Here is a 14,075-nt window from a genome sequence, read left to right on the forward strand (position 1 = left end):
TTTGAACGAGCCTTTCGCGCCGCGATGCTTGTCATGACTATGGGACGAAGATCGCCGCGCAGCGCCCTCTTCGTCTCCGATACCCGCCGTCTTGTCCGGCTGAACGATCTGGAAGTCAATCTTGGCACTTTCCAGATCGGCTCGCACGACCTTGACAGTCATGCTGTCGCCGAGACGGTAGCGTATGCCACTCTTCTCGCCGACCAGCGCCTGGATATCCTTGCGCAGGTGGAAATAATCCTTGCCCAATTCAGAAATATGCACCAGCCCTTCTACATAGACGCCATCGAGCAGGACGAAGGCACCGAAGCTGGTGACAGCACTGATCTTGCCGTTGAACACTTCCCCGATCTTGTCGCGCATATAGAAGGTCTTGAGCCAGGACTCGACATCGCGACTGGCATCGTCGGCACGGCGCTCGGTCATAGAGCAATGCTCGCCCAGTTGCGACCACTTGCCCGGCTTATACGTCTTGCCCGCCAGGATTGCCTTGATCGTGCGATGGACCAGCAAGTCCGGATAGCGCCGAATCGGCGAAGTAAAGTGGGTGTACGCGTCGTAGGACAGACCGAAGTGACCGTTGTTGTCCGGGGTATATACCGCTTGCTGCATCGAGCGCAGCAACACGGTTTGCAGGACCGGGGCATCGGGCCGGGTGCTGATCTGCTCCGCCAGCAAGGCATAGTCCTTGGTGGTCGGCTTATCGCCGCCGCCCAGAGTCAGCCCGGACAACTTGAGGAAGTTGTGCAGATTTTCCAGCCGTTCCGGAGTCGGACCTTCATGGACGCGGAACAGGCATTTGTGCTTGTTCTTGAGAATGAAGTTCGCGGAGCAGACATTGGCAGCCAGCATGCATTCTTCGATGATGCGGTGCGCGTCGTTGCGGGTGACCGGCACAATGGTGTCTATCTTGCCCTGATCGTTGAACAGCATCTGCGTCTCGACGGTGTCGAAATCTATCGCGCCGCGCTTTCCGCGCGCGCCGAGCAAGACTTTGAACAGATCGTACAGGGTACGCAGATGCGGCATCAATGCCGCATCGCCGTCATCTTTCTGCAGCCAGTCCCAAACCTGATTATAAGTGAGCCGCGCCTTCGAGCGCATGACTGCAGGGTAAAAGCTATAGTCCTTGACTTTACCCTTGGCGCCGATGCGCATATCGCACACCATGCACAGGCGGTCGACATCGGGATTGAGCGAACAGATGCCGTTGGACAACGCCTCGGGCAGCATCGGGATCACGCGCCGGGGAAAATAGACCGACGTTCCGCGCTCGACGGCGTCGGAGTCAAGCGCACTGCCTGGCTGCACATAAAAGCTGACGTCGGCAATAGCCACCACCAGACGGAAACCCTTGCCCTGCTTTTCGGCAAAGACGGCATCGTCGAAGTCACGGGCCGTTTCGCCATCGATGGTTACCAGCGGTAGCTCACGCAGATCGACACGCCCCTTGCTGTCGAGCTTGCGCACCTTCTTGGGCGTTGCGTGCGCTTCTTCCTCGGCCGCCAGCGAGAACTCATGCGGCAGCGCATGCTTGCGCAGCGCGATTTCGATTTCCATTCCCGGGTCGGCGTAGTTGCCAAGCACTTCGATCACGCGCCCGATAGGCTGGCGATACCCGTCGGGCTGCATCACGATCTGAACCATGACCACCTGCCCCTGCTTGGCGCCGTTCTCGCCGCCCGACTCGATCAGGATTTCATGGCTGATGCGCTGATCTTCGGCAGTCACCATCCACACCCCGTGTTCGAGATGGATACGACCAACCAGCTTCGAGACCGCATGCTCAAGCACTTCCGCGATGCGGCCTTCGATCCGCCCGCGGCGATCGGTTCCGGTCGCGCGGACCATCACGCGGTCGCCATGCATGACCTTATGCATTTCGCGTTCGGACAAGAAAATGTCGTTGCCCTCCCCGTCCTCCGGGATGGCGAAGCCAAAGCCATCCCGGTGACCGGAAACGCGGCATTTGACCAGATCGAGCTTTTTCGCGACGCACACGGCGCCCGCGCGATTGATGATGATCTGCCCTTCGCGCTCCATCGCAGACAGGCGGCGGGTGAAGAAACCCAGTTCTTCATCCGTAATGGAAAGCACGCGCGCCAGTTCGTCCTGGGACATGGGCACCCCCTGCTGCGCCAGAATGGCGAGCACGTGCTCGCGGCTAGGCAAGGGCTTGGAATATTTGAGTTTCTCCCGTTCCAGATAAGGATCCTGCAGCCGGAGAGAAGGATTTTTTGTTTTTTTTGGAGTAGCGGGCATTGACATCCTCTGGGAGCTGAATATAATTCGCACTTCGTTGCAGCGCTGTAAGTCGTCGATGATACAGCAAACGACATGCCCAGGTGGCGGAATTGGTAGACGCACTAGGTTCAGGTCCTAGCGGTGGCAACACTGTGGAAGTTCGAGTCTTCTCCTGGGCACCAGCTTCCATCATAGACATTGCATGACGCTGTAGCAAAATTTGATAGGCCCAGGTGGCGGAATTGGTAGACGCACTAGGTTCAGGTCCTAGCGGTGGCAACACTGTGGAAGTTCGAGTCTTCTCCTGGGCACCAATCAAATCGATGAAAAACCCGCTTTTGCGGGTTTTTTTATGCCCGCCCTGTCCCAAGGCCCAGCGCGGCCCGCCGCAACGGCTGCTAACTTGCAGGTAGACATCCCGTCCGCCCACAAGGAGCGCCCACGATGCATTCGCCTTCCCGTCGCCAGCTACTTCAACTCTCGGCCGGCACCATGGCAGCCGCTTCCCTCGATGCCTTGCCCGCGGCCCTGCGCCAGGCACTGGCACACCCGGCCAGCGGACGCGGCGATATCAGCGATGTCGAGCACGTTATCATTTTCATGCAGGAAAACCGCTCCTTCGACCACTACTTCGGAACCCTGCGCGGCGTGCGCGGCTTCGGCGACCCACACCCCTTGCGTTTGCCGTCGGGCAAAGCGGTATGGTTCCAACCCCGAGTAGCCAACGGCGATGACTGTGTCCGCCCGTTCCATCTCGACGAAAAAGTCAGCCGGGCACAATGCATGGACTCGCTCGACCACAGCTGGAAGGGAGTGCGTGCGCTGTGGCAGCATCACGACTTCTGGGCCTGGCGCAAGACGCCGCTGTCGATGGGGCACTTCACTCGCGCCGATCTTCCGTTCTACCATGCGCTGGCCGACGCCTTCACCATCTGCGACAGCTATCACAGCTCCTTGTTCGGTCCGACCGATCCCAACCGCCTGTTTCTGTTTTCCGGCACCAACGGGCTCAGCGTCGGAGCCAACGGCCTGCAAGCGGCATGGAACATCGACGACGCAAACGAAACGGCCGACATGCGCAACGATAACCCGTTGTGGCCCGGCCTCGGCTGGCGCACTTACGCCGAACGGCTGGAACAGGCCGGCATCAGTTGGCAGGTCTATCAGGAGTACAACAACTACGGCGACAACGCACTCGCCCACTTCAGCGCATTCCGCGGTCTGGACCCGGCATCGTCCTTATACCGGCGCGGACGCGCCTGGGTGCCGGGCTCCAATCGGGCCAATGCCGACAGCAGCGACGGGCGCTATCTGGTCGAGGCCTTCGGCGCCGACATCGCCAGCGGTCGTCTGCCACAGGTGTCATGGATAGTCGCTCCACGTCATCTGAGCGAACACCCATCGTCCTCGCCCGCCGCCGGCGAAGATCTGTGCTCGCGGCTGCTCACTGCCCTGGCCTCACACCCGGAGACCTGGTCGCGCAGCGTATTCCTCCTGACCTACGACGAGAACGACGGCTTCTTCGACCATGTGCTTCCACCCCAGCCGCCGGTTGAGCGCAGCCAGGGCCTGAGCAGTGTCGATACATCGGGCGAGACCTATCTGGGCACCCCGGTCGGCCTCGGCATCCGCGTTCCGATGCTGGTGATCTCACCATGGTCGCGTGGCGGATGGGTGTGCTCGCAATTGTTCGACCACACCTCGGTGCTACGCTTTCTGGAGAAGCGCTTTGGGGTTCCCGAACCTAACATCTCCCAGTGGCGCCGCGCGGTCACCGGCGACCTGACTTCGGCCTTCGATTTCGGCGCCGCGCGCCCCGACTGGCCAGCGCGCTTACCCGACACCTCGCAGGACTGGATCAGGGCGCGCGAAGGCTGCCAGCTGCCGCCCCCCGCGCCCCCCGACAGCCAGGGTCCGACCGCCCAGGAAGCCGGCGTGCGCCCCGCGCGCGCACTGCCCTACCGCCTGCAGGTGGACGGGCGCTGCAACAGCGCAGACGGCCGCTTCTGGCTCGACTTCATCAATACCGGCCGCGCGGGAGTCGCGCTCACCGTCAATGCCGGCAATCGTCTGGATGGCCCCTGGTATTACACACTGACGGTGGGGGCACGACTGTCGGACTACTGGAGCGCCGCGCGCTACACCCGAGGCGAGTACGACTTCGAAGTGTATGGGCCCAACGGCTTCTATCGCGCCATGCGCGGCCGTCTGCCGCCTGCAGGCAGCGCACTCGAAGTGCGCGCCTGGGACGCCAGCACCAGCGGCGATCTGATAGTCGAACTCCACAACATGGAAGCGAGCGCGCTGACATGCACGCTGCAGAGCGTTGGCGACGCCAGCCGGACGCTAAGACTGGCAGCCGGTGAAATCCGCTGCGAGCAACTGGTGCTGCAAAACAGGGCCAGTTGGTACGATGTGCGCATCACGGTGAGCAGCGATGCACACTACTGGCGCCGGATCGCAGGCCACGTCGAAACAGGCCGCAGCGGCTATAGCGATCCGGCGCTCGGAATCGCGAGCTAGTCGACCACGAAGAAATTCAGCTCGACGCGGTCGGGATAGCGCGCTCCGCTGGCGACGAACAGGGACCGTGTCATCCAGCGGTGCTCGGCGGACTCGGTCTCGAACGACGGCGTCGTCCGGAAATAGACCCGGTCCGGGTCGACGATTTCCCCGCGCGTGATACTGGCCATCACCTCCGGTTCGCCACAACGGACACCGGTATTGACGATATAAATCGAGGCGCCATCGTCCAGCTTGAGCGCATAGCGCGCATCGAGCGTGGTAAAGCCATCCGCGCGTATCAACTGATAATCGGCGCCGCCCGGAACGACGATGCCATTCAAGCCGGCCCCCCGGATGCGACCGCCGTTGATCGGGATGATGCGGCGCACTCCATCCCGCGTTTCGCCGATAGTGATGGGGGCGCCGACCTCGACGTGAAGTTCGGCGACATGCCTGAGCTGTGGAATCATCATGTTAGTCTGGATTAACGCGGCATCAAACCGCGGAGTATGAGAAATCGTTACGGCCTCAGGCGCGCGATGGCTTGACGGCAAGGGCGGCCCCCGAGTTGCGGGGCAGCCGGATGAACCAGAGGACGGAACTGAGAGCAACCACCGATACGGCGACAAAAGCCCAGGAGAAATCGATGGCTTGCATCTGCGTATGTCCGGCCAGACGGCTCGCGCCTTGCAGCGCAAATGCCCCGACAGTGACCCCCATCCCGGCGGCCAACTGTTGCATGACGCTCGCAAGGCTGGTTGCTTGACTCATGTCGTGATTATCGATATCGGCATAGGCAATCGCATTCAAACTAGTGAACTGCAGAGAACGCATGCAGCCGCCAAACAAGAAAACGGCCGTCATCAACACATGCGGCGTCGAAGCGTCGAACAAGCCGAACGCGCAGAGCGATAGTGCCGCCAGGACGGCATTCACCACCAGCACCTGGCGAAAACCGTACCGCTGCAAAATGCGGGCGGCGACTGTTTTCATGAAGATAGCCCCGATCGCCGTGGCACAGGTCAGCAATCCCGACGCGAAGGGCGAAAGCCCGAAGCCCAATTGCAGCATCAGCGGCAACAGAAAAGGGATCGCCCCGATGCCAATACGGAACATGAACCCGCCAACCACGCCGGCGCTGAAGGTCTGGACCGAGAACAGGCGCAAGTCGAGCAAGGGAAAACGGGCACGGCGCGCATGAATGGCATAAGCCGCGACCAGCACCACCCCCAGTACGACCGCCGCCCAGGAAACGCGCGGCGAGACCAGATGCCGGCCGGCGGTCGCCAATCCGAGCATCAACCCGGTCAGCCCGATCGATGTCAGCAAAAAACCCGAGTGGTCGAGTGGCGGCACATCGTCTTCGCGCAGATTCTGGATATGGCGTGTCGCCAGAATCATCCCCAGTATTCCAATCGGCAGGTTGATCAGGAATATCCAGCGCCAATGCCAGTAAGTACTGATGAAGCCGCCGAGCGGCGGACCGATCACCGGCCCCACCAGGGCAGGAATGGTCAGATAGCTCAGGGCTTGCACCAGTTCAGACTTCCGGGTCGAACGCAAAATCACCAGCCGTCCAACCGGCACCATCATCGCGCCGCCCATCCCCTGAACGAACCGGGCCGCGACGAAGCCGCCCAGCGTGCCGGACAAGGCGCATAGAATCGAGCCCCCCATGAACACGCCTATCGCAGCACGAAACACAGTCCGGGCGCCGAAGCGGTCGGCCATCCAGCCGCTGATCGGAATGAAAACCGCCAGACTGACCAGATACGAGGTCAGCGCGAGTTTCAGCGAGATCGGATCCTCCATCAGATCGCGAGCGATGGCGGGCAGCGATGTCGACAGCACCGTGGCATCCATGTTTTCCATGAACAGGGCCGTGGCGATGATCAGCGGGATCAGCCGCGTCGGCGATAAGGCCGGGAGACGGGGCAAACGGGGCAGACGTATCATGGATGCGAAGTCAGAGGGCGCGCCATTTGAATACCTGGCGCAAGTAAGCCAGGAAGGTCTCGTCGCTGCACTGGGTTTTGCCGATACTGTCCGGCAGCTTGGCCACCGGCTGATCGTTGCAGTTCACCAGCTTCATGACGATATGCAGTGGCCGCGGCCCCAGATCGTTGGTCAGATGCGTTCCGATGCCGAAAGCGGTCTGGATGCGATCGGCGAAGTGGTCGTACAGATCGAGCGCCGCGTCGACCGTCAGGCCATCGGAAAACACCAAGCGTTTGGTCAACGGATTGATGCGCAGGGACCGGTAATGTGCGATGGCCCGTTCCCCCCACACCAGCGGGTCGCCGGAGTCGTGCCGCAAGCCGTCGAACAGCTTGGCGAAGTAGAGATCGAAATCGTTCAGGAAGGCATTCATCCCGACCACATCGGTCAGGGCAATGCCGAGATCGCCGCGGAACTCCTGCACCCAGCCTTGCAGCGCCGCCGTCTGAAAATCGCGCAACCGGGTGCCGAAGGCCTGGTGCGCCTGCAAATACTCGTGCGCCATGGTCCCGACAGGCAGCAGGCCGTAATGCTTTGCTTGATATACATTGGAGGTGCCCTTGAACTCGTCCGGCAGGGCCAGCATCAGGGTTTCCACCACCTCGTCGTGCCAGCGCCCGGAGAAACGGCGTCTCAGGCCGAAATCGGAGAACGCAAAGGGATGGGCGTGCAGCATCGTCGGCAGCCGCCGGCGGAATACGGCGATCTTGTCTTGCAGCCTTCGACGGCCTTCGGTCAGCACCTCATCTTCGCGTCCGTGCACCAGCCGCCTGAAATACAGCTCGTTGACGATGTAAAGAACGAAGATTTCGAAACTCATCACATGCACGAGCGGACCGCAAGCCCGGATGGTCAAGGTGTCCCCGACCGTGTCGACCTTGATGAAACGGCGTTGAAAGCGGAACAAATTCAGAAAATCGACAAAATCGCTTTTCAGGTAGCGCAAGCCACGCAGATAGTCCAACTCGTCCTGACTGAACATCAACGAGCACAGATGGTCGAGTTGCTCATCCACTTCGTCCTTGAGCAGGGCGAGCGGAAATTCGGGCGTATTGCGGCACACAAATTCATACTGGGCCTTGGCACCGGGGTGCTGATGCAACAGCGCCTGCCACATGGTGAACTTGTACAGGTCGCTTTCCAGCAGGCTGCGGACAACAGGATCGAACATAGGCTACTCCAGAAGAAAGCGACGACAACGCTGCAGTGTACCCTCGCTGTGTTTGCCGCGGCAAACGTTCCGGTGCAAAGGTGTTGACAAGCAATGGCAAAGCTTTTATATTGGCGTCCTCGCAGCAGAATACTATGTTTGCGAAGCCCAGGTGGCGGAATTGGTAGACGCACTAGGTTCAGGTCCTAGCGGTGGCAACACTGTGGAAGTTCGAGTCTTCTCCTGGGCACCAATTCGAAAAACCCCGTCGATGCAAATCGGCGGGGTTTTTTTATTGCCCGCCGGTTCGGCACAGGCTGCGCGGCAGACTTCTTCCCCGCACGCGCATCCGCGCGGTCGCGACGGCTGGCGAGCGAAAAAAACGCGCCCGGAAATCCGGCCGCGTTTTTTTATAGCCGCCGCTCGATGCAGCGCGCAACGGTCATTCGAACGGGTGATGCAGCACGATGGTTTCTTCGCGGTCGGGGCCGGTGGAAACGATAGCGATCGGCGCTTCGCACACTTCAGCAATGCGTTCGAGGTAGGCACGCGCATTGGCGGGCAAATCCTCATAGCGCTTGACGCCGAAAGTCGACTCGCTCCAGCCGGGCAAGGTCTCGTAGATGGGCTCGCAGGCGCTGACCGCATCCGAGCCGAACGGCAGGATATCGATTTCGACGCCGTTCAGGCGATAGCCGACGCACAGCTTGACCTCTTGCAGGCCATCCATCACATCGAGCTTGGTCACGCACAAACCGGAGACGCCATTGATCTGGATCGAGCGCTTGAGCGCGGCCGCATCGAACCAGCCGCAACGACGCGGGCGGCCGGTTACGGAACCGAACTCGTTGCCGCGCTCGGCCAGGAACCGACCGATTTCGTTTTCCTGCTCGGTCGGGAACGGCCCCGATCCCACTCGCGTGGTGTAACCCTTGACGATACCGAGCACGTAGTTGAGCATCTGCGGCGCCACGCCGGCCCCGGGAGCAGCCGCGCCGGCCACGCAATTGGACGAGGTGACGAATGGATAGGTGCCGTGATCGATGTCAAGCAAGGTGCCTTGCGCGCCTTCGAACAACAACGGGACGCCCGCCTTGTTATGCTCGTACAGCGTGCGCGAGACATCCGACACCATAGGCTTGATCCGCTCGGCCTGAGCCATCGCTGCCGCGTAAACGGCATCGAAATCCACGGCTTCAGCACCCAGATACTGGGTCAGCTGGAAATTGTAGTAAGCAAGGTTTTCTTTCAACTTGGCTGCGAAGCCCGCCGGATCGAACAAGTCGATCACGCGAATGGCGCGGCGTGCCACCTTGTCTTCATACGCCGGGCCGATACCGCGACCGGTGGTACCGATCTTGCCTGCGCCGCGCGCGGCTTCGCGCGCCAGATCCAGCGCCACGTGGTAAGGCAGGATCAGCGTGCAGGTCTCGGCAATCTTCAGCCGCGAAGCGACGGCTACGCCGGCGCTCTCCAGCTCGTCGATCTCCTTGAGCAGAGCCTCGGGCGACAGCACCACGCCGTTACCGATGAAGCATTCGATATCACAGTGCAGGATACCGGACGGGATCAGACGTAGAACGGTTTTCTTGCCGTTCACCACCAGGGTGTGGCCGGCATTGTGGCCGCCCTGAAAACGAACCACGCCGCGCGCGTGGTCGGTCAGCCAGTCGACAATTTTGCCCTTGCCTTCGTCGCCCCACTGGGTACCGATAACGACAACGTTCTTGGACATTGGTAAGACCCTCTTCTCTCAGACAGACACTGAATCAGTTGAACGGAACCACTTGCCACGCATCACCGACCGCAAGCAGTTGGCGGTCGCAGTTGAGTGCGGCGGCGGATTCGCCCAGGTAATCGATAATCACGACATTGCCGGCCGCGCGCAGTTCGGCGATAGTCTGCGCCGCCGCGCGGGCGATCTTGGAGGCGACACAAATACCGCGCGCCGAATCGCGCTGCGGCAAAACCCGGATCAGGTCGCGCAAGTCGAGGCTGAAACCGGTAGCCGGACGGGCGCGGCCGAAGCGGCGCCCGATATTGTCATAGCGGCCGCCGCGCGCCAATTCGCCCGACCAGCCAGGAGCATAGGCGGCGAACAACAGGCCGGTATGGTAAAACGCGCCCCGCAGTTCGGTCAGATCGAAACTCAGCTCGACTCGCCCTTCCAGTGCGGTGGCGATGGCCGCCAGTTGCATCAGTCCGAGATCGACTTCGGGAATCGACGGCAAGCGCTTGCGTGCGCGTTCCAGCACGCTGGCAGGGCCGTACAGCTCGGGCAGGGCCAGGAAAGCACTGCGATACGGTTCGGCCACATCGCCGACCAGCGACGCGACGGAAGCGGCGTCCTTGGATTTGAGCGCCACAAACAGCGCCTGACTGAGTTCGGGGCGCAGGCCGGCGGCAGATGCCAGGCCGCGGAAGATGGCGACATTGCCGACGTCAAGACGCAGCTTTTCGACCCCAACCAGCTCCAGGGTCGACAGCATCAGTTCAATGATCTCCAGGTCGGCCTCGATGCCGGCGAAACCGTACAACTCGGCGCCGACCTGCAAGGGTTCGCGCGAGCTGGTCTGCCCATCGGGCCGTGTATGCACGACGCTGCCTGAATAACACAAGCGGGTCACTCCGGTGCGCTCAGCCAGCAAGTGGGCATCGATACGCGCTACTTGCGGCGAAATATCGGCACGCAGCCCCAACTGCTGACCGGACAATTGGTCGTCCAGCCGGAACGTCTTGAGCGCCAGTGCCGCATCGCCGTCGGAAACGAGCGAATCCATGTACTCGATCAGAGGGGGGAGAACCAACTCGTAGCCAGCGGTGCGAAACACGTCGAGCATGGCCGACTTGGCCGATTCCACCTGCCGTGCGGTCGCAGGCAGGATGTCGGCAATATGTTCGGGTAACAGCCAATTGCGCATAATCGATCAGTAACAGAATAAAAGGCGGGTGGGTACCCGCCTTGATGTCGGCAAACTGGCCGGAACAAAGCCGGCCAGCAGTGAATTTCGCAGATTGTCGCTCGCGGCGCCCGGGCGCCGGATTAAGCGGAAAGTCTGGTCCGATCCGGAAAAAAGCCGAGCTCAGCGCTCGGCTACGGAAGACTTTTCTAATTGTACGCCAATTCCTGGCCGCGTGCTTGACTGCTGCCCGCGCGCTGCGCGCGAGAAGCGCCCCTGTCCGGCCAAATGCTGTCGCATTACGGCAACACCGACCACGCTTCAGGGCTCGCGGCGGGGCTTGGAGCCAGACGCTCGACGAGGACATCGCGCAGCAAGTCCAGGCCGGTCCCCGTCAGCGCAGACACACGCACGGCTTGCGCTACGCCCTCATCATCGCGGATGATTTCCGGGTCGAGGCCATTCAAATCGCACTTGTTCCACACGATCAATTGCGGAGTCCCGTCGGCGCCGATTTCGGCCAGCACCTTGTTGACCTCTTCGATCTGCATCTCGCGCATCGGACTCGCGCAATCGACCACATGCAGTAGCATATCGGCCTCCACGGTTTCCTCCAGCGTCGCGCGGAATGCCGCGACCAGGCTGTGCGGCAGATTGCGGATGAAACCAACGGTATCAGACACGACGATGGACAGTTGCTCGTTGATATACAAACGCCGGCTGGTCGTATCCAGCGTTGCAAACAACTGGTCCGCCGCATAGGCCCGCGCCTTGGTCAAGCTGTTGAACAGCGTCGACTTGCCGGCATTGGTATAACCGACAATGGACAGGGACGCGATGCCCGAACGGTCCCGGCCGCGACGCTGGGTGCTTCGCTGACGCTGTACATGCGCGAGACGGTCCTTGAGCAATTTGACGCGCTTGCCCAGCAGGCGGCGATCGGTCTCCAGCTGCGTCTCGCCCGGACCGCGCAACCCTATACCGCCCTTTTGCCGTTCCAGGTGAGTCCAGCCGCGCACCAGCCGGGTCGCCAGATGCGACAACTGGGCCAGTTCCACCTGCAGCTTGCCTTCATGGCTGCGCGCCCGCTGTGCAAAAATGTCGAGAATCAGGCTGGTCCGATCGACCACGCGGCACTGTAAGGCACGTTCCAGATTACGCTCTTGCGCTGGCGACAGTTGATGATTGAAGATCACCACATTGGCTTCGCACGCGCGCACCACGGCACCGATTTCGTCGACCTTGCCCTTGCCCGCGAACAAGGCCGCATCGGGACGCTGCCGCCGCGCCTCGACGGTCGCGCACACTTCTACGGCCGCGCTGGTCACCAGCTCGGTGCATTCCAGCACACTCTCGCGAAAATCACTGTCACCGAAGTCAAGGCAGACCAGCACCGCCTTGTCCCCTACTTCCGGACGATCGAACACGTTGTACACCCTGTAAACAAGAAAAAAGCCGAGCAACGCCACCCGAGGGTGCGTTGCATCGGCCAAGCCATACCTGCAGCGGGATCAGCCTTCAGGCTGCTCCGACTTCTGACCCGTGTAATGCTCGTGCGGAATCGTGACCGGGCGGGCGGGAACGACCGTGGAGATCGCGTGCTTGTACACCATTTGCGTCACAGTGTTCTTCAACAGAACGACGTACTGGTCGAAGGACTCAATCTGTCCCTGCAATTTGATGCCATTGACCAGATAAATGGAAACCGGTACATGCTCCTTGCGCAAGGCGTTCAGGAACGGGTCTTGTAACATTTGCCCTTTAGAGCTCATTCGTTATTCTCCGAATCGGTGATTGTTGTAATAGGTCGACGACCAGGCCCGGCTTCGCACCTTATGTTTTAGCACATATCATACCACTGTACTATTTTTTACCGCTCTTGCCATAGCGAGGCTCTTTATCCTTCAGCTTGCCCTTGAAACGGGGCATGGCCTTGGGTTTCTGCCTGTCCTTTTCGGTATCGTAAGGATTTTCGCCGGTCTTGTATTGCACGCGCAACGGCGTCCCTTGTAACTTGAATACCTTGCGAAAAGTATGCTCGAGGTAACGGGTATAGCTGTCAGGCACATTATCCAGCGCATTGCCGTGCACGACGATAATCGGCGGATTCATACCGCCCTGGTGGGCGTAACGCATCTTCGGGCGTACCGGACCGACTCGCGGCGGAGCCTGCCGCTCGACGGCCACCTTCAGCACACGGGTCAGCTTCGGAGTGGCCAGCTTGCACATCGCCGCTTCGTAGGCTTCGTCGATGGACTTGAACAAATCCGCTATGCCACGGCCTTCCTTGGCCGAAATAAAGTGGAATTTGGCGAAATCCAGAAAGCTCAACTTGCGCGCGATTTCCTGCTTTACTTTTTCCCGCGCATCGGGCCGCAGGTTGTCCCATTTATTGACGGCGATAACCAGTGCGCGCCCGGCCTCCAGCGCAAACCCGGCGATGGTGGCGTCCTGCTCGGAAATATCGAGCTGGGCGTCCAGCACCAGCACGGCCACGTTGGCGTCTTCGATCGCGGTCATGGTCTTGATCACCGAAAATTTCTCGATCGTCTCGCTGACCTTGCCTCGACGGCGAACGCCTGCCGTGTCGATAATGGTATAAGTGCGGTCTTCGCGCTCAAAATCAATATAGATACTATCGCGTGTCGTCCCCGGATGGTCGAAGGCGATAACGCGATCCTCACCGAGAATCGCATTGACCAGCGTCGACTTGCCGACATTGGGGCGCCCGATCACGGCAAACTTGGGATGACGCGCGCTTTCTTCTTCTTCGGCATCGGGGAACTCTTCCAGCACCAGTTCCATCAGTTCGCGTACGCCGTCACCGTGCGAGGCCGAAATCGCCAGCGGCTCGCCCAAGGCGAGTTCGTGGAACTCGGCCCCGGCCATCGCGTGACTCAAGCCTTCGGCCTTGTTCACCACCAGAAAGACCGGACGTCCCTGCTGGCGCAGGCGATTGGCGATGATCTTGTCCTGCGGCGTAACCCCGGTACGACCATCCACCAGGAAGACGACGACATCGGCCTCATCGACGGCCTGCAGGGTCTGCTTGGCCATTTCGAACAGAATGCCCTCGTCCACGACCGGCTCGAACCCCCCGGTATCGATGACGAGATAGGGTTTTTCGCCGACCCGGCCGTGGCCATAGTGACGGTCGCGCGTCAACCCCGGCTGATCGGCAACCAGGGCGTCGCGGCTGCGTGTCAGCCGGTTGAAGAGGGTCGATTTGCCGACATTAGGCCGGCCGACCAAAGCTACAGTTGGTTTCATCAGAGACT

Annotated in this window: 10 protein-coding genes and 3 tRNA genes; 4 read left to right on the forward strand and 9 right to left on the reverse strand. The window is 60.8% G+C overall.

Translation table 11 applies throughout. The features are described 5' to 3' along the window. The coding region (gene rnr / locus G520_RS0117960) for a ribonuclease R (protein WP_428829243.1) at positions 1–2,268 on the reverse strand (2,268 nt) is incomplete at its 3' end. Positions 2,269–2,339: 71 nt separating this feature from the next. Between rnr and G520_RS0117965 the strand changes: the two genes are divergently transcribed. The 3 genes from G520_RS0117965 to G520_RS0117975 all read left to right on the forward strand — a co-directional run bounded on the left by G520_RS0117965 (position 2,340) and on the right by G520_RS0117975 (position 4,767). Further along, positions 2,340–2,426: transfer RNA gene (locus G520_RS0117965), tRNA-Leu, on the forward strand. Positions 2,427–2,471: 45 nt separating this feature from the next. After that, a tRNA-Leu gene (locus G520_RS0117970) sits at positions 2,472–2,558 on the forward strand. A gap of 130 nt (positions 2,559–2,688) precedes the next feature. Beyond that, positions 2,689–4,767, forward strand: a complete 2,079-nt coding sequence (locus G520_RS0117975; protein ID WP_028536869.1) for a phosphocholine-specific phospholipase C — start codon at positions 2,689–2,691, stop codon at positions 4,765–4,767. Here the strand turns inward: G520_RS0117975 and G520_RS0117980 are convergent. From G520_RS0117980 to pncB, 3 genes are read right to left on the reverse strand one after another with little or no spacing between them, the layout of a single operon-like run. Further along, positions 4,764–5,222, reverse strand: coding sequence for a DUF3237 domain-containing protein (locus G520_RS0117980; RefSeq protein WP_028536870.1), 459 nt, complete (start codon positions 5,220–5,222; stop codon positions 4,764–4,766). The genes G520_RS0117975 and G520_RS0117980 overlap by 4 nt on opposite strands. A 55-nt stretch (positions 5,223–5,277) precedes the next feature. Further along, positions 5,278–6,705: an MFS transporter gene (locus G520_RS0117985; protein WP_036666522.1), complete on the reverse strand. Its 1,428-nt coding sequence runs from the start codon at positions 6,703–6,705 to the stop codon at positions 5,278–5,280. A gap of 10 nt (positions 6,706–6,715) precedes the next feature. Beyond that, positions 6,716–7,918, reverse strand: a complete 1,203-nt coding sequence (gene pncB / locus G520_RS0117990; protein WP_028536872.1) for a nicotinate phosphoribosyltransferase — start codon at positions 7,916–7,918, stop codon at positions 6,716–6,718. Between the two features lie 145 nt (positions 7,919–8,063). On the opposite strand from pncB, the gene G520_RS0117995 reads away from it, so the two are divergent. Continuing rightward, positions 8,064–8,150 (forward strand) — tRNA-Leu (locus G520_RS0117995). Positions 8,151–8,339: 189 nt separating this feature from the next. Here the strand turns inward: G520_RS0117995 and G520_RS0118000 are convergent. The 5 genes from G520_RS0118000 to der all read right to left on the reverse strand — a co-directional run bounded on the left by G520_RS0118000 (position 8,340) and on the right by der (position 14,067). Further along, entirely contained in the window at positions 8,340–9,632 is a 1,293-nt protein-coding gene (locus G520_RS0118000; protein WP_028536873.1) for an adenylosuccinate synthase, read from the reverse strand. A gap of 34 nt (positions 9,633–9,666) precedes the next feature. Next, positions 9,667–10,818, reverse strand: a complete 1,152-nt coding sequence (locus tag G520_RS0118005; RefSeq protein WP_028536874.1) for an ATP phosphoribosyltransferase regulatory subunit — start codon at positions 10,816–10,818, stop codon at positions 9,667–9,669. Positions 10,819–11,096: 278 nt separating this feature from the next. Next, complete coding sequence (hflX, locus tag G520_RS0118010) at positions 11,097–12,224, reverse strand: ribosome rescue GTPase HflX (RefSeq protein ID WP_028536875.1); 1,128 nt, start codon at positions 12,222–12,224, stop codon at positions 11,097–11,099. Between the two features lie 84 nt (positions 12,225–12,308). Further along, positions 12,309–12,569 carry an RNA chaperone Hfq gene (gene hfq / locus G520_RS0118015; RefSeq protein WP_028536876.1) on the reverse strand — a complete coding sequence of 87 codons (261 nt, stop codon included), beginning with the start codon at positions 12,567–12,569 and terminating at the stop codon, positions 12,309–12,311. A gap of 91 nt (positions 12,570–12,660) precedes the next feature. Next, positions 12,661–14,067 carry a ribosome biogenesis GTPase Der gene (gene der, locus G520_RS25110; protein WP_028536877.1) on the reverse strand — a complete coding sequence of 469 codons (1,407 nt, stop codon included), beginning with the start codon at positions 14,065–14,067 and terminating at the stop codon, positions 12,661–12,663. Between the last annotated feature and the right edge of the window lie 8 nt (positions 14,068–14,075).

It is taken from the genome of Paludibacterium yongneupense DSM 18731, from assembly GCF_000422925.1.
Taxonomy (GTDB): Bacteria; Pseudomonadota; Gammaproteobacteria; order Burkholderiales; family Chromobacteriaceae; genus Paludibacterium; species Paludibacterium yongneupense.